Origin of the sequence: Halocella sp. SP3-1 (genome assembly GCF_003953885.1) — a bacterium.
Classification (GTDB): domain Bacteria; phylum Bacillota; class Halanaerobiia; order Halanaerobiales; family DTU029; genus Iocasia; species Iocasia fonsfrigidae.
The window spans coordinates 1,653,200-1,673,581 of record NZ_CP032760.1 but is presented as its reverse complement, the minus strand read 5'-3'; the positions used below and the strand labels follow the sequence as shown (position 1 = coordinate 1,673,581).

20 protein-coding genes are annotated in these 20,382 nt (G+C 33.3%); 3 read left to right on the top strand and 17 right to left on the bottom strand.

Translation table 11 applies throughout. The features are described from left to right. Nucleotides 1-15: 15 nt before the first annotated feature. The 5 genes from gshA to D7D81_RS07865 all read right to left on the bottom strand — a co-directional run bounded on the left by gshA (nucleotide 16) and on the right by D7D81_RS07865 (nucleotide 4,848). Nucleotides 16-1,473: a glutamate--cysteine ligase gene (gene gshA, locus D7D81_RS07885; RefSeq protein WP_125988899.1), complete on the bottom strand. Its 1,458-nt coding sequence runs from the start codon at nucleotides 1,471-1,473 to the stop codon at nucleotides 16-18. Between the two features lie 120 nt (nucleotides 1,474-1,593). After that, nucleotides 1,594-1,908, bottom strand: a complete 315-nt coding sequence (locus D7D81_RS07880) for an ArsR/SmtB family transcription factor (protein WP_205739375.1) — start codon at nucleotides 1,906-1,908, stop codon at nucleotides 1,594-1,596. 132 nt (nucleotides 1,909-2,040) lie between these two features. Further along, entirely contained in the window at nucleotides 2,041-2,415 is a 375-nt protein-coding gene (locus D7D81_RS07875; protein ID WP_125988897.1) for a VOC family protein, read from the bottom strand. A gap of 223 nt (nucleotides 2,416-2,638) precedes the next feature. Then, nucleotides 2,639-3,880 (bottom strand): L-lactate MFS transporter, encoded by a 1,242-nt coding sequence (locus D7D81_RS07870; protein ID WP_125988895.1) that lies wholly within the window; start codon nucleotides 3,878-3,880, stop codon nucleotides 2,639-2,641. A 425-nt stretch (nucleotides 3,881-4,305) separates the two neighbouring features. Continuing rightward, entirely contained in the window at nucleotides 4,306-4,848 is a 543-nt protein-coding gene (locus tag D7D81_RS07865) for a PadR family transcriptional regulator (RefSeq protein ID WP_125988893.1), read from the bottom strand. Nucleotides 4,849-5,163: 315 nt separating this feature from the next. Between D7D81_RS07865 and D7D81_RS07860 the strand changes: the two genes are divergently transcribed. Beyond that, nucleotides 5,164-7,158 carry an oxidoreductase gene (locus tag D7D81_RS07860; RefSeq protein WP_125988891.1) on the top strand — a complete coding sequence of 665 codons (1,995 nt, stop codon included), beginning with the start codon at nucleotides 5,164-5,166 and terminating at the stop codon, nucleotides 7,156-7,158. A 195-nt stretch (nucleotides 7,159-7,353) separates the two neighbouring features. Here the strand turns inward: D7D81_RS07860 and D7D81_RS07855 are convergent, their stop codons facing one another. After that, a complete protein-coding gene (locus D7D81_RS07855; RefSeq protein WP_125988889.1) occupies nucleotides 7,354-8,187 on the bottom strand; it encodes a class I SAM-dependent methyltransferase in 834 nt (277 codons plus the stop codon). Between the two features lie 285 nt (nucleotides 8,188-8,472). On the opposite strand from D7D81_RS07855, the gene D7D81_RS07850 reads away from it, so the two are divergent. Continuing rightward, nucleotides 8,473-9,294, top strand: coding sequence for an alpha/beta fold hydrolase (locus tag D7D81_RS07850; RefSeq protein WP_125988887.1), 822 nt, complete (start codon nucleotides 8,473-8,475; stop codon nucleotides 9,292-9,294). A gap of 167 nt (nucleotides 9,295-9,461) precedes the next feature. On the opposite strand, the gene D7D81_RS07845 is transcribed toward D7D81_RS07850, so the two are convergent. From D7D81_RS07845 to D7D81_RS07835, 3 genes are all read right to left on the bottom strand, one after another. Further along, nucleotides 9,462-10,007 carry a D-lyxose/D-mannose family sugar isomerase gene (locus D7D81_RS07845; protein ID WP_125988885.1) on the bottom strand — a complete coding sequence of 182 codons (546 nt, stop codon included), beginning with the start codon at nucleotides 10,005-10,007 and terminating at the stop codon, nucleotides 9,462-9,464. A gap of 86 nt (nucleotides 10,008-10,093) precedes the next feature. Continuing rightward, complete coding sequence (locus tag D7D81_RS07840) at nucleotides 10,094-10,933, bottom strand: MurR/RpiR family transcriptional regulator (RefSeq protein WP_125988883.1); 840 nt, start codon at nucleotides 10,931-10,933, stop codon at nucleotides 10,094-10,096. A 94-nt stretch (nucleotides 10,934-11,027) separates the two neighbouring features. Further along, complete coding sequence (locus D7D81_RS07835) at nucleotides 11,028-12,341, bottom strand: ADP-dependent glucokinase/phosphofructokinase (RefSeq protein WP_125988881.1); 1,314 nt, start codon at nucleotides 12,339-12,341, stop codon at nucleotides 11,028-11,030. A 179-nt stretch (nucleotides 12,342-12,520) separates the two neighbouring features. Here D7D81_RS07835 and D7D81_RS07830 point away from each other — a divergent pair, with 179 nt between their 5' ends. Continuing rightward, the gene (locus D7D81_RS07830) at nucleotides 12,521-13,321 is read left to right on the top strand and encodes a DeoR/GlpR family DNA-binding transcription regulator (RefSeq protein ID WP_125988879.1); all 801 of its coding nucleotides are present in this window, start codon (nucleotides 12,521-12,523) and stop codon (nucleotides 13,319-13,321) included. A 29-nt stretch (nucleotides 13,322-13,350) separates the two neighbouring features. On the opposite strand, the gene D7D81_RS07825 is transcribed toward D7D81_RS07830, so the two are convergent. The 8 genes from D7D81_RS07825 to D7D81_RS19455 form a co-directional block, all read right to left on the bottom strand. After that, nucleotides 13,351-14,217, bottom strand: a complete 867-nt coding sequence (locus D7D81_RS07825; RefSeq protein WP_125988877.1) for a ketose-bisphosphate aldolase — start codon at nucleotides 14,215-14,217, stop codon at nucleotides 13,351-13,353. A gap of 146 nt (nucleotides 14,218-14,363) precedes the next feature. Continuing rightward, on the bottom strand, nucleotides 14,364-15,200 hold the full coding sequence (locus D7D81_RS07820) for a carbohydrate ABC transporter permease (protein WP_125988875.1): 837 nt from the start codon (nucleotides 15,198-15,200) through the stop codon (nucleotides 14,364-14,366). Nucleotide 15,201: 1 nt separating this feature from the next. Continuing rightward, nucleotides 15,202-16,122 (bottom strand): carbohydrate ABC transporter permease, encoded by a 921-nt coding sequence (locus D7D81_RS07815; protein WP_125988873.1) that lies wholly within the window; start codon nucleotides 16,120-16,122, stop codon nucleotides 15,202-15,204. Nucleotides 16,123-16,238: 116 nt separating this feature from the next. Next, entirely contained in the window at nucleotides 16,239-17,498 is a 1,260-nt protein-coding gene (locus D7D81_RS07810) for an ABC transporter substrate-binding protein (RefSeq protein WP_125988871.1), read from the bottom strand. A gap of 548 nt (nucleotides 17,499-18,046) precedes the next feature. Continuing rightward, nucleotides 18,047-18,886 carry a helix-turn-helix domain-containing protein gene (locus tag D7D81_RS07805; protein WP_164522157.1) on the bottom strand — a complete coding sequence of 280 codons (840 nt, stop codon included), beginning with the start codon at nucleotides 18,884-18,886 and terminating at the stop codon, nucleotides 18,047-18,049. Nucleotides 18,887-18,943: 57 nt separating this feature from the next. Continuing rightward, on the bottom strand, nucleotides 18,944-19,531 hold the full coding sequence (locus tag D7D81_RS07800) for a LysE family translocator (protein ID WP_125988867.1): 588 nt from the start codon (nucleotides 19,529-19,531) through the stop codon (nucleotides 18,944-18,946). Between the two features lie 194 nt (nucleotides 19,532-19,725). Beyond that, nucleotides 19,726-20,001, bottom strand: a complete 276-nt coding sequence (locus D7D81_RS07795) for a metal-sensitive transcriptional regulator (RefSeq protein WP_125988865.1) — start codon at nucleotides 19,999-20,001, stop codon at nucleotides 19,726-19,728. Nucleotides 20,002-20,156: 155 nt separating this feature from the next. Continuing rightward, nucleotides 20,157-20,306, bottom strand: coding sequence for an LDCC motif putative metal-binding protein (locus D7D81_RS19455; protein ID WP_164522156.1), 150 nt, complete (start codon nucleotides 20,304-20,306; stop codon nucleotides 20,157-20,159). Nucleotides 20,307-20,382 lie beyond the last annotated feature (76 nt).

The following is a 20,382-nucleotide window of genomic DNA, read 5'->3' as shown; positions in this document are numbered from 1 at the left end:
CTATTACCTCTTTCTTTATTTTGCCTGTTTATTACTGACAGCCCTTCTTATTCCAAACTCCAGATAACTCTCCCTATTTTCTTTCATTTCCTTAAGAATTAATGATGAGGGAAGTAAAGATGAATTTGTTATTTTTTCTAATTCATTCTCAACAGCAAGCTGATATTTACTTTCAGAAGAATTCTCATCCATACACAGAGCAATAAGCCTTAGTTTTTTAAATATCTCTTTCCCCCATTCCTGTAAAGGTATTTTTTTATCGTTATATTTATAAAGTTCTAAGTCAGGGTTCCTGCCACACAGGGCTGATAAATTATGATTATTATTGATTTTATGTAATTCAGATTTAGTAATTATTTTGTTTTCTTCAAGGAGACAGAATAACATAAATACCTGTAAAAAATATAACTGTTCAATACTGATGCCTACTTTATCAAAGGGGTTTAAGTCTAATATTCGTACTTCCAAATACTCGACTCCTCTCTCTTTCAGTGAATTTAACATTGTTTCATCTTTTTTATTTATCTGTTTTGGACGGATCGAACAGTAGAATTCACTCTCTGTCTGCAATAAATTATCATTCAACTGTAATTGCTTTTCATCCTTATAGATACCAAGTTTCCTATATTTTTCACTCTTCAATGAAAGCAGTTTTCGCAGCTTTAATAGGTATTCTTCTATACTATTAAAGTAAATATTATACTTACTGGGATATGGATTAGAATACCCAAAACGGCTTACTCTCAAAGATGTTGAAAACTGCTCATATTCATTAATAACATTACAACATTCTGGACAACAATCTTTAATTAATTGTAATTCCTGATAAATTACAGAATAATAAGTAGGATGAGCAACTGGAGATGCACCAAAAAGATAAATTAATAACCAGCGATATCTCAAGCAATTTCTAATTATCGTAAAATATATTTGGTTTTTAAAAGAACGCCTTTCTTCCTCCTTACCAAAAGATTTATGTAGAAATTCCAGCATTCCATCACTTAAAGAGAAATTATAGTGAAGTCCAGAAATCATCTGTCTTTTTTTCCCATAACGCAGTGCCAGACCATTTCTATATATTTCTTTTTTTCTACCTTCTCTGGAATTATTAAACCTGGCTATTGGTATCTGGTCTTCATCAGGAAGCCTGGGCGGCATACTTAAGGGCCACAGCAGTTCTCCCTTGATTTCTTTTTCAACTTCTAATTGTATGTTTTTTAGGTGTTGATATGCTTCTTCGATGGATTTAGCTGGTGGTGTAATCAATTCCAATTGACATTCCGAAAAATCAGTAGTAATATAGGGATTTTCTAGCTTATCACCAAATACAGAAGGATGATCTGTTAGTGCAAGATCGCCGAGTTCAGTAACCCTCTGTGATTCCTTCTCCAATCCCCATTTGCCTTCTAATAATAACTTGCTTTTATTATCCTCAGAAAATTTATCTAACATTAATGAAAAGTTCCAGTTCATAATTTCCTCCACATATATTATTAATTTATGCTTCTAATGTTTTATAACAATCGAACATTTAAATATACTATTATATAAGTGTCTTCAAAATAATTTAATATAATCCCTACCATTTAAAAACTATTTAAGAAAATTCCTGACAGCTTCTACTGCTTCTAAATTGATTTTACAAACAAAACACCGGCCGTTACGAGTATATGTTATCAAACCCGCATTATGAAGTTCCTTAAAATGGTAGGAAATAGTTGAACGGGACAAATCCATACAACAGCAAGCCTTACTGAAACACTTCTCTATTCCTTCATCAAAAGATGATTCAAGGTCAGTACAGCCGCTGGATTTATACCATTCATATAACATCTTAAAAAGATGATACCTTTTTTCACTGGAAAGGGCTTTAAATATTTTAACTAAATCAACTTTTTTATTCATCATAGTTCTATTATAATCGAACTATGAAACAATGTCAATAACTTTTAGGTGTGAGATTGGGTCAATAATAGCAATCATATATTTCATTTTATATTCTCCTTTTCATCAATAGATTTAATCACAGTTGAAGAACCTTTACCCTGGTCTATACCGATAGCTTGTTAAAACTCCAAGTTCACCATAATCTTTTTTAATAATTTGACCCAGTTTTTTCCCACCATTCTGTAATACCTTTTCTAATACATCATCTACTGCATCAACATGAAATGCTATATGGCCAAAACCTTGAGCATTTATTTCACTCTCACTATTCCTTAATTTTTGAGGCTTATATTCAAAAACTTCTAAAGTTGGCCCATTTTCATAACCTGATAATCTTAAATGTATACCCTTTATATTAACATTATTAATATTTGTCACCTTATCTATCCATTTACCTGAAAGGTAGGTTAATTTCGTACTATTATAATAACTATAATAAATTGGATAAACAGATACACTATAGAGCATGGGGAGGTAAGTAGTGTATTACTCTAGGGTTATTTTTGCTGAGCATGTTCTTTTATACGTGTTATTATAATTGTAAGAGGAAGATTATATGACAATAGAGTTGTTTTAAAAAAAAGTAAGATACAAATTTGTATCTTACTTTTTTATAGTTAGATAATCCCATGTATAGAGATTCACCCTTCTTTCTCTTAACATATCACTACTTACTTATCAGCTTTGTTTATTATACTGACATATTATTATTTGTTTTTTCTTTTATATCCATTAACTTAAATAATTGGGTTAATGCTATTCCTATCAAACTTAGTACTAATGCAATATAAAATGCCTTTGTAAAACTACCATTGTTTGCCCCGGCAACTTGAGCAGCTATTCTTGGACCAAAAAACGCAGCTAGTGAATAACCGATAAATGTTATTCCATAGTTAACACCATAGTACTTCATACCAAACTTCTCAGCTACTATTGAAGGAAATACACCCAATGTTCCTCCGAAACATAACCCAATTCCGATTATTGAAAATGCATAACCCATTCCTGAATTTGAATTAGCCATAAGTAATAACATTACTGCTATAACAGTATATATGCACATTAAGGCCTTATACCGACCAAATTTATCAGATACAGTTCCCCAAAAAACACGACCGATACAATTACTAAATGAATATAAACTTACATAAAGAGCTGCCACTGACGCACTTAATCCAAACATTTTTTGTCCAATAGGTGAGGCATTGGCTGCAATCATCATTCCTGATAAAGCCCCTAACATAAACATTGCAGCAATAACATAGAATTTTGGAGTTCTTAGCATACCTGTCCAATTAATACTAACACCGTTTGCTTTACCCGAAACATTTTCAGTTGATGGATTCCAGCCTTCAGGTTTATATCCCATTGGGGCAGCCTTTATTAATAACCCAAAGCCCAAAATAACTAATAAATATACAAGTCCCATTATTTTGAAGCTAGATATAACACCACCAGTCTCAATTAAATAATTGGCAACTGGCGCTGCTATAATTGTAGCTCCACCAAAACCAGCAGTTGCTATCCCAGCAGCAAATCCTTTTTTATCAGGGAACCATTTCACAATATTACCGAGGGTTCCTGAATATGTTATACCCTGTCCAAGTCCAGCAAGTATTCCATATGATAAGTATAAGTGTATTGGTAATTTTGCAAAACCTGTTAAAATAAAGCCCAGACCAAACATTGCTCCCCCAAGCAATATTGAAATTTTGACTAAACCTTTATCCAGCAGCTTCCCACCTAAAATCATTGGAATTGGAGATATCGCTGCATTAATTGTAAAGGCCATCATAACCTGTACCTTAGTCCAATCAAAATGTTGTCCAAGAGGTCCAGCAAATACACTAAAAGCATAAACTGCACCTACACAAAGATTAACCATAGTTGAAGCGATTAGAATTAGATTACGGTTAACATTTTTATCTACCATTACTATTCCCCCATTATCTTTAATTAGTTTTTTACCTTGATAAGCAAATGAAATTTTATCAGATTAACCACCCCTTTGTGATATGTTTAACAAAACTTTTCATAAATAAATTTAGTAACTGTCCGGAAATAGCTAAGTATGCTAATCGATTAACCTGTTTTATTCATAATATATTATGTAATTTTATACATGTAAATGTTTACATAAAAATATAACATGTTTAATAAATAAAGTCAATGCTTTTTAATTTTTAAAAAGAAAAATGTTTTGAATAATAAATATAAAAAAGCAGTTAGCCCTTTAAAATCTAACTACTTTTAATTTACAATAGGTAAAATTATATTAGCTTTTTAGTTTATTTGTCCTACTTAACCACTCAATAAAACACTACTTTTCTTATGCCCAGGTATCTTTATACCTTCCATTTATTTCTCTTCCTGACAGCGTTTTATAGATTTCTTTAACCACCTAACATAGGCATCTTCTCTCATAATAGCACCTTCCAAAACCATATAGTCCCCATATTTTTCTTCCTCAAGTTTTGGTATTTCCTTATATTTGCTCATCCTGTCCTTTAAAAAATTAAGTTTTGTCAACCGTTGTTCTAACTGACTCTCCAATAGATTAATTAAACGTTCTTTCTCTATATTATGTGAAAAATACATTCGTAAGCGAAATTTATCTTTAGAAGTTGGCACCATCGGTTCGTCCTTGTTTAACCAGTTAAAGAAATCTTTTTTCCCTTTTTCCTTAATAAAATACAGTTTTTTCTCCAATACTTCTCCTGAGATTACAACTTTATATTCCAGCAGTCCTTCATCTACTAATTTTTTTAACTCAGGATATATTTGACTATGTCTTGCCCGCCAAAAATTCCCCAATTCCTTCTTAAATTCCTTAGCAATATCATACCCTGTGCTTGGACAGCTATTGACCAAACCCAGTATTGCATATTTTAGTGTTCTCATCAAAACCCCCTACCAAATAATACTTTCTTCCATATGTTATTATATCACTAAATAAAAAAATAACAAATTCCCTTATGGTTGCTGATAGTTGTTCTCCCATTATCATAAGGTTAAAGAATTAATTAGTAGAATTATAAACTATCAATGGTACCCAACAGTAATTGTTCATGGCCATCTTTCACTGTAAAACATTTATTTTCTTATCGTTAAAAAGTTTTTTAATATGTAAATATTGACATGTTTTAATTTAGATGATAGACTGAAATATATTAAGTTCAATAAAAAAATCACAAAAGAGAAAGGAGAAATCAAAAAATGCTTTCTTACGAAAATTTATTTAGTCCAATCAAAATCGCAGATGTAGAAATTAAGAATCGCTTCACCCTTGCTCCAATGGGACCTTTGGGTTTAGCAGATGCAGAAGGCGGTTTTAATCAGCGGGGAATTGACTATTACACAGAACGTGCAAAAGGTGGAACCGGGCTGATTATTACAGGTGTTACTTTTGTCGATAATGTTGTTGAAAAACACGGTATGCCCAACTGTCCTTGCTCAACTCATAACCCGGTTCATTTTATAAGAACATCAAGGGAAATGACTGAGCGAATCCATGCTTATAATGCAAAAGTATTTTTACAGATGTCTGGCGGTTTTGGCCGGGTAACAATCCCAACTAATCTGGGAGAATACCCACCAGTAGCTCCATCTCCTATTCAACACAGATGGCTTGATAAAACCTGTCGTGAACTTACTATTGAAGAAATTCAATCCATCGTAAAAAAATTTGGAGAAGGTGCCTATAACGCTAAAAGGGCTGGCTTTGACGGTGTCCAGATTCATGCTGTACATGAAGGTTATCTAATCGACCAATTTGCAATTTCATTGTTCAACCACCGCACAGATGAATATGGTGGTTGTCTGGAAAACAGACTCCGTTTTGCCCGTGAAATTGTAGAAGAAATTAAAGAAAAGTGCGGTAAGAATTTTCCTGTTACTCTACGTTATAGTCCAAAAAGTTTTATTAAAGATTTACGAGAAGGTGCTCTTCCTGGTGAAGAATTTGAAGAAAAAGGAAGGGATATACCAGAAGGGATTGAAGCTGCAAAGCTGTTAGTTTCTTATGGGTACGATGCCCTTGATGTTGATGTAGGTTCTTACGATTCCTGGTGGTGGAGTCACCCGCCAATGTATCAAGATAAGGGACTATACCGGCCTTATGCCAAAATAATGAAAGAATCTGTAGATGTACCGATCCTCTGCGCTGGACGTATGGACAATCCTTCTATGGCATCTGAAGCAATTGCAGATGGTACCTGTGATATTATAAGCTTGGGCCGTCCTTTACTTGCTGACCCTGATTATGTTAATAAACTCCGTGCTGGCTTAGTGGATGATATCCGCCCCTGTATTTCCTGCCAGGAAGGTTGTATGGGACGTATTCAGGAATATTCTATGTTAAATTGTGCAGTAAACCCTCAGGCCTGCCGGGAACGGGTAACTGCTTATAACCCGCTTACAAAGGCAAAAAATGTCTTGATTGTAGGCGGTGGTGTTGCCGGATGTGAGGCTGCCAGGGTTCTGGCCTTAAGAGGTCATAAACCAGAACTTATAGAAAAATCAGATCATCTTGGAGGTAATCTGATCCCCGGCGGTGTTCCAGATTTTAAAGAAGACGATTTACTATTAGCAGACTGGTATACCAGACAACTGGAAAAATTAAATGTTCCTGTCCGGTATAATACAACAGCTGACAAAGAATTAATCTTACAGGGAAATTATGATACAGTTATTGTTGCTACCGGTTCAAAACCAAAGGTATTTTCTTTAGGAAATGACGAAAAAGTACTAACTGCTGCTGATGTTTTGACAAAAGAAAAAGACTGTGGAGAAACAACAGTAATAGTAGGCGGTGGTCTTGTCGGGTGTGAAACTGCACTCTGGCTGGCCCAAAATGGTAAAAAAGTTACAATTGTAGAAGCACTGGATAAACTGCTGGCCTTAAATGGTCCATTGTGTCACGCCAATAGTGAAATGCTAGAGGAGTTAATCTCCTATCATAAGATTGAAGTGATTACTAATGCTCAGGCTAAAAGTTATGAAAACAATCAGCTTACTATAACAGCTGGTCAGGAAGAAAAAACCATTGATTGTGACAGCGTAATCCTTGCTATCGGCTATCAAGAAGAAAATTCCCTGTACAATGAATTAAAGTATGAACTTCCAGAATTATATTTATTAGGTGATGCTAAAAAGGTGTCCAATATTATGTATGGCATCTGGGATGCTTTTGAAGTAGCAAACCATATCTAAGCGATTTTTTTATTAATAACCATTTATTATGTTGATTTTTTTAGTATTAAATATAAGTATAAAAAGAACATTCCTTTTCTGACTTACCGGTATAACAAAATCATATAGAAAGGAATGTTCTTTTATTATAATCAATAACACAGAAAAATAAATGTATTATCTATATATCTATAAAGCATTTAGGCTTTAGGGAAATCAAATATCCTTACACTCACGATGTTTTTTAGCTTCAACAAAAATAACATCATTACTAGCAAACTCATTTTTAGCAATCAAATCAGTACTGACAGATATAATTTTAAATTTATTTTTATTCAATAACTCTTGTATTTTACTTTTAGAATAATAATGATCCCAAGTAATATATTCTCTAGGCTTTTTATTCTCTTCGATTATTATTGTCCTTGTTCCCCAAACCCTTAGTTCACTAAAATGCTTTACCTCTTCTAGTAATAAATGTGGATTATTAGACCAGAAATTTCCTCCATCCGAATAATGCCAATCTCTCTTCTCCTGTTTGTTTTCACATAATCCTTGTTGAAATACATCAAATATAAAAACCCCACCATCTTTCAAGCTATTATAAATTTTTTTCAATAAAACTTTCTGTTCATCAGGAATTAAAGCACCAAAATCACAATAAATACAGATCACAGCATCATATCCAGTACCTATATCATCATTAATATAATCCTTACAAAAATAATTTATTTGTAAATTTTCTTCTATGGCTTTCTTTTTTGCATAAGATATTGAGCGTTGTGATATATCAATTCCGGTAACTAAATATCCTTTTTTTGATAATAATGAAGCATATAAGCCTGGTCCACAGCCTAAATCTAATATCTTGGCTTCTTTTGCTAGTTTAGATTCTATCCATTTGATTGTCTTCTTTATAGTATTAATATTTCTACTAGCTCCATTACTATTTAAATCAAGATGAGCAGTTAACATATTCTTAGATATATATTCATCAGTCCAGATAAAATTATTGCTTCTTTGATACATTTGTAAATTACTAAATACCATGTATTATCACTCTTTTCTAGGTGGGATTTTGTTCATATTTGATTTTAATCACTAGAAAATTTATTATTATATTAATTATACCATTTTTTCATTTGGTTTTCACACACTTTGACGTTAGACAAAACTCCTAATGGTTAAATTCTACACTAAAAAGAAAGAGGAGAATATTATTCATCCTCCTCGCAAAAAGACTTAGCGTTGTCTGTAAATTTTAAAATACATAAGACACTAATTGATATTCAATTGAATAATCTATTAATAATAAATTTTACAGGAGGAAATACAATGGGATATTATGTTACAACAAAATCAAAGGTAAAAATATATGTACAGGATATTAATCCCAGAGCTAATAAGATAATCTTATTTTTACACGGTTGGCCCGGAAGTCACAGACTATTCGAATATCAATATGACCAGCTTCCAAAGATGGGATATAGATGTATAGGAATAGATACAAGAGGGTTTGGCGATTCGGATAAGCCTTTTTGGGGTTATGATTATGACACTCTGGCTGATGATGTCAGGTGTGTAGTAGATGAACTAGGATTATATAATTTTACTTTAGCAGGTCATTCCACTGGAGGGGCAATAGCTGTTAGATATATGGGGCGGCATAAAGGCTATGGTGTATCCAAACTAGCACTTTTTGCTGCAGCAGCACCCAGTCTTATCAGGCGCCCTAACTTTCCTTATGGTTTACCAGAAGAAACTGTTCTGCAAATTATACAGGACACCTATACAGACCGACCAGAAATGCTGAGGAATTTTGCTAATATGTTTTTCTTTCAACATACCTCAACAGCCTTTTTAGACTGGTTTTTCCAGTTAGGATTACAGGCAGCAGGTTGGGCAACGGCAGCTGTTGCAGATACCTGGATAAAAGAAGTACTGTTTGCTGATCTGGAAAAAATAAATATTCCAACATTAATTATTCACGGTATTCATGACCAGGTTGTTCCTTTCCAATTAGGTGAGATACAGCAGAAAATGATTAGAAATTCTAAACTTGTACCATTTGAATACAGTGGACATGGTTCATTCTATGATCAGAAAGATGAATTTAATAAAGTATTGATTAAATTCATTGAGAGTCATGTCTACTGATTTTATTTTTTTCCTTGTGACAAAAAATCAAGGAAAAGCAAATCCTGTCCCTGTCACATTGATATTGCTTTTCCCCTATGATTATTTTAGATTTTTCACCTTTTGCTGTTAATGACCACAATTTTCTCTTCCTGTAATTTATCTTTTCTTTTTGTATATCTGTTGCTTTATTCACATTCAGGAACTCTCTTGATCCTTGGATCTGTAAAAATATCAGATGCATCATCACTATTAGAAGAAAATTCAGATACTACAGCAGCATTTTTTCCAGCTTTAAACCAGTGTAATGTATCTGGGGCTATAGTATACTGTTCACCTGGTTTTAAAGCTATTTCCTTCAAAACAGTATAATATTCTTCATCACCCTCTGGTGGCTTAACCTTCCTATTTTTAGTTTCCTCCCCTTCAACATATAAATAAACCTTACCATAACGACACCGAAATGTTTCCTGTTTTCCCGGCTCACCGTTTTCTCGTGTTGGATGTCTATGTTCTGGACAGGTTTGATTCGGGAATAAGACCATTTCTTTAGCACAATAACGCTCTGTATTTATATAAGTAATTAGCTGTAATCCAGTTTTTTCGATATCACCTAAACCAAAATCTGCAATCTCAATCTTCTTTTTCTCATCCTCTGAGATAATGATCTTAGCAGATTTATAATACTCAATTGCTTTTTGCTGCAATTCTCTAACTTTCTTTTCAGTTAACATATCATTAAACCCCCCATGTATTTAAGTTTCCATCAGATTTTCTTGATATAATGTTTATCTATCATTCATTAAGGTCGAGACCTATTTTATAATTTAGATTCCGAAAGAATAATTTCTGGTTTATTGGCATCAGTTGCTACGATTTTATCTTCATTTGTAACCAAATGTAAAATCGCATCAATAACCGCTGTTTCATTTAGATGAGAATATGTTTTATAGTAATCAAAAGGCTGTTCTTCAGCACTAGACAGTAATAAACAGTCTGCCAGTCTAGATACCGGTGAAAATTCATATCCAGTAACTGCTATTATTTTAAGCCCTTTTTTCTTGGCCAGTTCCATGGCCTGCACCACATGTTTTGAAGTACCTGACTGGGAAATTGCCAGAACAATATCATTTTTCCCAGCCAAATTGATATGGTTCAAAAAATATTCTGGAAGCAGATTATAAGTACAGCGTATACCCAGACGTCCTAAACGAAATCCCATATACTGGGCCAGAGGACTTGTGTTACCAACTGCAACAATATGTACATAATGACATGATGTAATCAGCTCTACACATTCTTGCAATTTCTCTTCCCCAATGTTTTCTCCTATTTCTATCAATTTTGCAGCAAAATTTTGGAAAATACCGCTGACTGTTTCTGTATTGCTCTCTTCTGCAACAGCCTCCTGCTTGCGCCCCAGATCTCTTGATAAACTAATTCTTAATTGATAATATCCTTCATAACCAATATGCTTACACATTCTAATAACTGTCGCATCACTTACACCACTAAAATTGGCCAATTCCGATACATTGGCATTTACCGATCTTTCAGGATTCTCTAATATAAACTCAGCTACTTTCTTTTCAGCAGGAAAGATTTCATCATACTTTTCTTTAATTATCTCAATAACAGACTTCTCTTGTTTTATTTCCATATTATCTCACTCCTTTACATGAATATTTTTCTTAATTATACCATTTGTTAATATAATAAGTCCTATAATTAAAAAATAAAGTAAAAAATTAAATCTAAAAACAGAGCTGAACTCCCCCCACAAAGGAGTCACCCAGACCAATAGTATACTTTGGTTTATCAATATACTTCGTTGGTATAATAACAACTTCACCGGCATATTCGCTAGTAGAAATTATATTTTTAGCCTCTACCCCTTTAGAACTGAGTGGAAGTTTCAATAATTCTTTTAACTGACTTTTATTACCATACCACCCATTCTCTGCTTTGGCGGTTGCCAGTAAATTACCATAAATAAGTCCACTTTCTATATCAACCTCCAGTTTGTTGCCAACATACATCGAGTAGTCCTTCGTGTGGACAATAATACCTTTTTGAACCCTAAATTTTTCTTTAATAAATCTGGCCCCTTCCACACTGGAAATAATACTTTCTATATTGATAGGAAAATTATACATTTCAAGGGTATATTTCAGTTCTTCTTCATTTAAACTTACAATATCAACCTGGGAATAAATAGTTTCTAAACACAATTTTCTTATTTCTGAATTATGATAATGGGCGTCTTCAAAGAATACCATCCCCGACGGGTTATTATTTTTGTATTTTCTTAGATGCTGTTTAACATAATTTAACCGTTTCATTAACAATCCTTTATCTGAAAGTGCATTAAAACTGGATAAGACATTACTGCTAATTCTAGAAGCATTTTTTTCGATATATTTAAAATATGAATCAGAAAAGGGAACAAATTCATTCACGGTAATTTTTGTAAGAATTAAACGGTTGGAAAGGGGAATTTGGATCTCCTCTTTTCCTAATTTTATCATATCTCCCTTCTTAAATTGAATAATAAAATGAATTTCCTGTTCAGCACTGGAAACTACTTCATTGGTATGAATTAATTCTCCATTTTTTGATACTGTATAAATATAAGGGGAATCCAAAATATCGCAGACTTCTCTGGAATCGTCAGTTAAATGAACAATTGAGGGGCAACCAATAGCTGCTAAGGCCATTGCCGCCTGAACGGCTGTTCCTCCCATTCCATACTTCCATTTAAAGCTCTCTTCCAATACTTTTATGTTTTCTACATCTACTTCACCACCAATTCCATTTAGACAAAAGAAAACGATTGTTTTTAATAAAGTCTCTATTGAGACCACTTTCTCTGCTGATTTAATATCTGATAGTTTTGCTTCTGGAAGATATTTTTTTAAAAGTTTATTCAATGTCTCTATCTTAAAATCACACAGCAAATCCAGATTGCTTGTATAGCCCATAGCCGGGAAACACTTCTGGGCCAGATGTTTTTGAGTGATCTGGTCCAGTTTTTCATATGCTAGCAAATATTTTTCACTTATTCCCATACCATTTCACCTCAGATCGTAAGTTCTATTTTCTTACACAGACTAAATTGACTCCTCTTCATAGTTACTACTCCATTTATCTTGCATAGCCAAATTATTAATGATACAATATTATATATCTGTTTTCAACTATGAATTTATTAATTCATGAAGGATTTTTGCAGAGGAGTGTACAACTTATGCCTCATATTAAAGAAAGACGTAATAAAATCTTAGAAATACTGGCCAAGAACGGTCATGTTAAGTCTACTGAACTAATGGAAATTTTAAATACATCACGGGAAACCGTACGACGGGATTTGAATGCCCTGTCTAAAAAGGGGCTTTTAGTCAAAACATATGGAGGCGCTACTACCCCTGAAAATAAAAGTTCAGGATTTATTCCCTTGCAAGCACGGGAAAAATCTCATTTAGTTGAAAAACAGGCCTTATGCAGTCATGCTGCCAGGGCTATCAAAGAATATGATACAATTTTCCTTGACAACAGTTCAACTGTAATGCACATTATTCAATATATTCCAAAGCAATACCATATTACTTTCATTACAAATTCCATTAGACTCCTTACTGAATTTGCTATTCTTCATAATCAAAACTGGCATGTTATTAGTTTAGGTGGAGCTCTGGACTATGGAACCTATTCCACCAATCGTTACCTGACAATCAACAATCTGCGTAACTTTAAACCTAATAAAGCCTTTCTTTCCTGTCATGGGATTGACGAAGATTTTACCGTAACCGAAACTAGAATGGATGATGTTGAGATTAAAAAATATATAGTTGAAACCTGTCAAGAAACCTACCTGCTAACTGATTACTCTAAACTACCTAGCAAAGGTGTTATAAAAGTTACTGATGCTGCTAATTTTGAGGGCATCATCACAAACGATAATGCTGATGCCCTTTTTCTAAGTCATTTACATTCCCACGGTTGTCAAGTTCAATTAGCACCTACTAAAAATAAATCAAAAAACAGCTAAGATGATCATATTTTATAAAAATGCAGTTGCTATACTGTATAAAGACTTGCTTTGCCTACTGACTGGAAGAGTTCAATTTTATGGTAAGCAATCTCTTTCATAGCTTTTATACATGGCGGTTGGATAGTATTTGGTTCTCTGAGGCTTGTATCTTTAAGAATTTCACGCATTTTATCAAAATAAGCTACTTTAATATCACTGGAAATATTAATTTTATTTACACCAAGTGTTACAGCCTCACCGATCTCCTTATCCGGATTACTGGAGCCTCCGTGAAGTACCAGTGGAATAGTCACCTTACTCTTAATCTCTTTTAATAAATCTAGCTGTAGTTCTGGTGTCATCCCTGCTGGATAAATTCCATGTGAAGTTCCAATGGCAATTGCTAAGGTATCAACACCTGTAGCCTGAACAAATTCAACTGCATCTTCTGGATCGGTATAAATTATAGTGTTAGCTCCTGCCTCTGCTTCTGCGTCTGTAGAACCAATAGTCCCTAATTCACCTTCCACAGAAACATCTACTGAATGTGCTGCCTCAACTACTTTTTGGCAGATAGCAATATTATCTTCAAAAGCAAGACTGGAACCATCAATCATAACAGATGTGAAACCACTTTGAATTGCCAGCATAACCTGAGCAAAAGATGAGCCGTGGTCTAAATGGATACATATAGGTAAGATTGTCTTATTTGCTTTTTCAATTATGGACTTAAGCATTTCTACACCAATATGACTTAACTCATCAGGATGAATTGCAATAATAAGTGGAGACTCTTTCTCCTCTGATGCTTCAAAAATTCCCTTTAACATTGAATAATCACTAATGTTAAAGGCTGGTACTGCAAAATTGTTTTTGTCGGCTACGGTTAATAAATCTTTCATGTTCATTAACATATAAATTACCCCCTAAATATAATTGAATATAGTTATTTTAAAACATATGAATCATTGCATTGCTGGATTCATATCAAATATTTAAGCTAACTTTCCCATAAAAACATTTTGGTATTGAAACTAAAAAGAGAAAGTCAGAATTTTATCTAACTCTTGACAGAACCTGCTGTCATACCAGCTATAAAATACTTCTGAAATAAGAGAAACAAAATTATTACAGGCAGCGAACCAATCACACTCATGGCCATCATTTCATTCCATTTATAAGCATGCTGTCCCATCAACAAGTTGATGCCAACTGGTACTGTACGCATGTTATTGGTCTTAGTTAAAGCCAAGGCAAATAGGTATTCATTCCAGGCCCGCATAAAGGTATACATTCCAACTGATACTAACCCTGGAAGCGCCGTTGGTACCAGTACTGTCCAGAGTGCCCTGAAGCGCGAACCACCGTCAATCATAACTGCTTCATCCAGGTCTTCCGGCAAGGTATTCATATATCCTGTCATCATCAATATTGCATACGGAAGTGTGAATAACATATAAGTAAAAATTAATGCACCATATGTGTTATATAAGTTCATCATAACCACTAAACTTAGATAAGGAATTAACAATGTAATTGGCGGAACAGCCTGCACACTGATTATTAATGTATTAATCAGGCCTTTTCCAGGAAAATCAAATCTACTTAAAGCATAAGAAGCCAGAATACTAAAACACAATGTGAAAATTACTACAACAATACTAATAAGATAACTGTTTATAAAAAAACGAAGCTGTTCTGAGTTATGGAATATTGAGATATAGGTTCCCAAACTGAAATCCCTGGGAATCCAGGTAGGAGGCCAGGCGAATATTTCTACATTTGGTTTAAAAGAACTTAGAACCATCCATAAAATGGGGAATGCCGGGAAGAAAGCACCTATTGTAAGTATAATGATAATTGCTACTTTAATACACCTTGTTTTCTTTCTATTCATCTTAGGACCTCGCTTTCTGCTGTTTGGCATAGAAAACTGCTATAATAGTACAAACCAATAAAACAATAACTGCACTGGCTGAAGCCTGTGAATACTGAAAACTACTGAACCCTTGTTTGTAAATATAGGTACTCAAAGTCTCAGTTGCATTAATCGGCCCTCCACCTGTAGTCATCCAGATCAAGGCGAATTGTTGAATAGTCCAAACAAAATCCAAGGTTATCAAACTAATTAAAATTGGTTTCAACTGTGGAATGGTAATAAAGAGAAATTGTTTTATGGCATTGGCTCCATCTATTGAAGATGCCTCATATAAGTCCTTGGGTATTCCTTGGAGCCCGGCTAAAATACTAATCATATAAAAAGGATATCCAGCCCAAATATTAATAATAGTTACTGCAATTAAAGCAACACTCCTTGAACTCAACCAGGCAATATTTGTGCTAGTAAAATTAAAAACCTGCAGTAAATAGTTGATAACACCATTGGGATTAAGCATCATTTTCCATAGTATCGCAATAACTGCCGCTGTAAACATCCATGGTAAAACATATATAACTCGAAAAAAAGCCTTTATTTTTTTGCCCAGATAGCTAGTATTCAAAAGAGTGGCAAAGAACATTCCAAGAACTAAATGTGCTATAACACTTATGCAGACAAAAAAAGTAGTATTCTTGATTGCTACCATAAAGTCTTTATCAGTCAAAACCTTAATATAATTTTCCAAACCAATAAAAATAGGATTCTTATTGATAATTACATTATCAAAAAAGGAATATCCTATAACCATGGTAATTGGCAAAACCAGTAAGAGTATCATCAAAATTAATGTTGGCGAAAGGTATATATAAGCTGTACTTTGTTTGGTAAGATTACGCAAGCCTTTACCTTTATTAGTAAGGAGCTTAATATTTATTTTCATTAAATTAAACTCTCCTTTCTTCTTACAAATCTTAGGGTTATACGAATGTTTCCTCGTATAACCCATTTAATCTATGTATCCATGGATCAATTCACCCTAATTTATCAATTTAAGTATTATTTAAAAGCCTTCTCCCATTCTTTCTGTACTTCGGAAAGCATAGTCTCTGTAGAATCTATATCCCCGTCATAATATAATTGTAACTGCTCATCAAATTCTCTCATCAAGGCTTCAGATGTTGGAAGCCCGGTAAATTCATTAATTGCATATGATTTTTGGAATATTTTGTAGGCATTTACAAACAACGGGTCTGCTGATGAATAATCTGGGTCGGCAGTAGAGTTGCCCGGGAAGGCATTTGCATAAACTGCAAGCTTAGCATTAACCTCTGGACTCATTAAGTATTCTATAAAACGCATGGCTTCTGTTTTATATTCAGAGTTGGAAGAAATACCAATTCCCCAATTTGCAACACACATACCACTCTTGCCACTGTAATCATTCATTTTGGGAATACTCATGAAAGCAACATCCATATCAGGAGCGCTTTTTTTAATTGTTGTAAGATGGGCTAGAGAGTCAATCATAAATGCTACCCGTCCATTGGCAAACTCCTCTACCATATCGGCCTCTCTCATAGCATAAGCACCAGGTGTAACAAGATTATTATCAAAGAGATATTTCACAAAATTAACTGTCTTTATTAATTTTTCATTGCCAGTTAAATTTGGTTTGCCATTTTCTAGCATGCTTCCTCCAGAAGCCCATAACCAACTCATGAATTCGTTTTGAATTCCATTGGGAGCAGAAGTTGATAATGGAATAATCCAGCCATATACATTTTTATCTGCATTTGTAACAGTTTCAGCGGCTTTTTTAAATTCAGTCCAGTTTTTAGGTAATTTTGTAATACCTGCAGATTTCAGGAGATCCATGTTTACATACATAGGGTATGCAAAGTTCACAACTGGAATCATATAAGTACTGCCATCTACTTTGATCTGGCTAGATAACTGGCTATCATCATATCCATCAGCTGCCATTAACTCACTTAAATTTGAGATTGATCCCTGTTTTGCAAAGTCATATACCCAGGCACCATCAAGACCAACTACATCGGCCATGGTTGCTGTAGCCGCCCCTGCTGCAATTTGAACCTTGGTATCTGCATATGGATTACTCAATAATTTAATTTGAATACCTGTCTGTGCTGTAAACTCGTCGCAAATATCGCGAAGTACCTCTTGTGGAAGTTCGCCTTCCCACCACTGCTGAAACTCTAATGTTACTTTTTCACTTGCAAAACTAACTTGGGCTAAACCAAAAATCATAACCCCTACTAACAACACAGCTAAATACTTTTTCATACTCAACATAAACTTTCACCCTCCATTTTCGTGAAATTTTAATTTTCCAGCAAACACCAAGAGATAAGTATCTACTATAATTTTAGTTAAATATTATATTTTGTAATCAATTTGTGTTTGCTGGAAGTATATAACTATATTATATAATAAAATTTCATAATGTCAATACTTTTTTGTAAAAAACATATAAATACACATGATTACATATTATATTAGTATTTATATGTTTAAATTACACATCATTATGATAGTTTATTTTTTATATTGCATTTATATTGTTCTTGTCCCTTTTCACTTGCTTAAATTATTTTAAAAAAACACAAAAAAAACAAACGGCCTTTAGCCCAATTAAATTTGGGACTTTGGCCGCTTGCATCTGAATTTACTATTTTATCTGATTAACCCTTAACAAACCATGTGGGGCCCGGCGAAGAAGCAGGCTGATTCGAGCACAATTATAAATATACAGCATCTTTTTTAGCAATACGCTGAATAGGAAGACCTGAATACATTAATTTAATAAAGAGTAATGATTCAAGTAACTGTATAGCTCATTTTTAATCACTAATAGCCTTCTTATACTGGCCAGGAGTAATCCCGTATCTCTCCTTAAAACGACGGTTCATATGGCTCTGGTCTGAAAAACCAGCCATTACTGCTACTTTAGATAAAGATATGTCCTTATTTATTATCTTTTTAGCTATTTCAACCCTACGCTGATTTAAATAATTATGGGGCGTTAATCCGGTTGTTTTTCTAAACAATCTGGAAAAATAATAAGGAGATAAATTTATTTCTTCCGCTATATCATCCAGTAATATATTTCTGTGGGCATTACTATCAATGTATTCACAGGCTCTTTTTATTAAAAAATTATCTTTTTTAATGCTGACCGGATTTTTAGACAATTCTCCATACCTCAATAATAAGCCTGCAATCGCATCGTAAAACTTTGTGTGGACTTCCAGGAAATTATTATTTCCCTCATTTATTGCCCTGAATAAATCTACTAATTTATATGAAAGCTGGTTGTCATAATGAACTGTCTCATTAAAATGAAAATAACTAAAACTATTACCATACATTTCCCGCACAGTTTTATTAATTATCTCAGCATCAATATAAACTATCTGATACTCTAAACCGGATTTTAATTCTGAATAGCCGTCATGAACTTCTCCAGGATTTATAGTAATTATACCGTTCTTAGAGACTTTATATAAATGACCTTCACAATGAAAACTTTGAATCCCCCTTCTGGTTATGGCAATGGCATATTCCTTATGGCTATGTTTTTTATAAGTAAAATCATACATTTGGGCTTCCAGTAAAGAAACCCCTGTTAGCGCCTTTATTTCCAAAAAGTTAAACATTTTTTCACTGGCTCCTTTGTTCATTGTAAACTTCCCTGATAACATTATAACAAAATATTATTCTAAACAAAATTATAGGACTTAAAATACATATTCCCATAATATAGATACAGCCACTAATAACAAAATTACGGACATAACTTTGTTGAAAACAGAAAAAAATACCCTCTTTTTAATAAAGCTGCTTAAAAATTTTCCAATTAAAGAATAGGTAAAAGGAGCAAAAAAAGCAAGTACTCCAATTATAAATGAGATAATGAAAATATTAAAGCCCTTAATATTATTACTGGGAAAATAAACTGTAGCAATTGGTAAAGTTGCTAATATAGCCTTTGGATTGAATAACTGTATTACAAACCCGTTTTCAAAACCCAAAATTGCCTCTTTAGAATCACCCTCAACTTTATTATTGTGAATCCACAGCTTAAAGGCTAAATACAAAATATAAATAGAACCAGCAATACTAAAATATATCAAATAATCCTCTTTTATGACCTTTTCTCCACCTATACCAAATAAAAAACAGTAAATAAACATTGATAATCCAACACCCATAAAAAATCCTATAGATTTATTTATTCTATCGTTCAAACCAATATTAATTCCCAATAAATTAACAGGCCCGGGTGAATACATAACCCCTAATACATATAAAAACATTGAAACCATATAAATTATCTCCCTTCTTTATACTAATAAATATTTGTAATATAGTCATATTTAATTTTAAAGATATGATTATAATTATTATATATAACATAATAGCTTTTTTCTTGAATAAAATTGCTTTATATTACTTTTTTACATAACATAAACAGACCCCATCATTTAAGATAGGGCCTGTATTATTAAAATTCACATTATTAGTTAGTAAATTTGGTTAATACATCCATTAGTTCATTAATAATTGCATCACCTTCTTCATTTTTGATGGCTCGCTGTACACATCCATGTGTGTGTTTATCAAGAATTTTAAGACCAACTTTTTTCAAGGCCCCTCTGACAGCATTAATCTGGGTTAAGATATCCACACAATACTTATCCTCATCAATCATTCTTTGAATACCCCGTACCTGACCTTCTATTTTTTTTAGTCTCATATCTAAATCTTTTTTATCTAGTTCACATAATGAATTCATATAAATCCTCCCTCAAAATTCTTATACTCTATACCCTAATAAGGTATATTATTTATAAAATAGCATCTTTCTTTTATATTGTCAAGTGATTTCAAAAAAGTTGTTTCTTAGATATCAACCATAACTGGTAAAGCACAATTATAGATTAAAGGAAGTCATGCCCCCCTTTTATTTTTATGATTTGGCTCTACCTGTTTTTTTGTCCTACCGTCAGCACAGCAATCCGGAACATCATTACCATATTCTTTTTCATTAGCGGCTGCTAACTTATCTAGAAATCTCTGCCACCAGCTCTTCTTAGCCATTTTAACCTCCTCAAAAATTATTTTATTACATTACCCATGTAGGGTATTTATCGATTCATATAAAGGGGGTAAGAAA

What these genes read in the sequence shown, in the direction of transcription:
- gshA (WP_125988899.1), bottom strand. Translation starts at nt 1,473, where the DNA reads ATGAACTGGAACTTTTCATTAATGTTAGATAAATTTTCTGAGGATAAT.
- D7D81_RS07880 (WP_205739375.1), bottom strand. Translation starts at nt 1,908, where the DNA reads ATGATGAATAAAAAAGTTGATTTAGTTAAAATATTTAAAGCCCTTTCC.
- D7D81_RS07875 (WP_125988897.1), bottom strand. Translation starts at nt 2,415, where the DNA reads ATGCTCTATAGTGTATCTGTTTATCCAATTTATTATAGTTATTATAAT.
- D7D81_RS07870 (WP_125988895.1), bottom strand. Translation starts at nt 3,880, where the DNA reads ATGGTAGATAAAAATGTTAACCGTAATCTAATTCTAATCGCTTCAACT.
- D7D81_RS07865 (WP_125988893.1), bottom strand. Translation starts at nt 4,848, where the DNA reads ATGAGAACACTAAAATATGCAATACTGGGTTTGGTCAATAGCTGTCCA.
- D7D81_RS07860 (WP_125988891.1), top strand. Translation starts at nt 5,164, where the DNA reads ATGCTTTCTTACGAAAATTTATTTAGTCCAATCAAAATCGCAGATGTA.
- D7D81_RS07855 (WP_125988889.1), bottom strand. Translation starts at nt 8,187, where the DNA reads ATGGTATTTAGTAATTTACAAATGTATCAAAGAAGCAATAATTTTATC.
- D7D81_RS07850 (WP_125988887.1), top strand. Translation starts at nt 8,473, where the DNA reads ATGGGATATTATGTTACAACAAAATCAAAGGTAAAAATATATGTACAG.
- D7D81_RS07845 (WP_125988885.1), bottom strand. Translation starts at nt 10,007, where the DNA reads ATGTTAACTGAAAAGAAAGTTAGAGAATTGCAGCAAAAAGCAATTGAG.
- D7D81_RS07840 (WP_125988883.1), bottom strand. Translation starts at nt 10,933, where the DNA reads ATGGAAATAAAACAAGAGAAGTCTGTTATTGAGATAATTAAAGAAAAG.
- D7D81_RS07835 (WP_125988881.1), bottom strand. Translation starts at nt 12,341, where the DNA reads ATGGGAATAAGTGAAAAATATTTGCTAGCATATGAAAAACTGGACCAG.
- D7D81_RS07830 (WP_125988879.1), top strand. Translation starts at nt 12,521, where the DNA reads ATGCCTCATATTAAAGAAAGACGTAATAAAATCTTAGAAATACTGGCC.
- D7D81_RS07825 (WP_125988877.1), bottom strand. Translation starts at nt 14,217, where the DNA reads ATGTTAATGAACATGAAAGATTTATTAACCGTAGCCGACAAAAACAAT.
- D7D81_RS07820 (WP_125988875.1), bottom strand. Translation starts at nt 15,200, where the DNA reads ATGAATAGAAAGAAAACAAGGTGTATTAAAGTAGCAATTATCATTATA.
- D7D81_RS07815 (WP_125988873.1), bottom strand. Translation starts at nt 16,122, where the DNA reads ATGAAAATAAATATTAAGCTCCTTACTAATAAAGGTAAAGGCTTGCGT.
- D7D81_RS07810 (WP_125988871.1), bottom strand. Translation starts at nt 17,498, where the DNA reads ATGTTGAGTATGAAAAAGTATTTAGCTGTGTTGTTAGTAGGGGTTATG.
- D7D81_RS07805 (WP_164522157.1), bottom strand. Translation starts at nt 18,886, where the DNA reads ATGAACAAAGGAGCCAGTGAAAAAATGTTTAACTTTTTGGAAATAAAG.
- D7D81_RS07800 (WP_125988867.1), bottom strand. Translation starts at nt 19,531, where the DNA reads ATGGTTTCAATGTTTTTATATGTATTAGGGGTTATGTATTCACCCGGG.
- D7D81_RS07795 (WP_125988865.1), bottom strand. Translation starts at nt 20,001, where the DNA reads ATGAATTCATTATGTGAACTAGATAAAAAAGATTTAGATATGAGACTA.
- D7D81_RS19455 (WP_164522156.1), bottom strand. Translation starts at nt 20,306, where the DNA reads ATGGCTAAGAAGAGCTGGTGGCAGAGATTTCTAGATAAGTTAGCAGCC.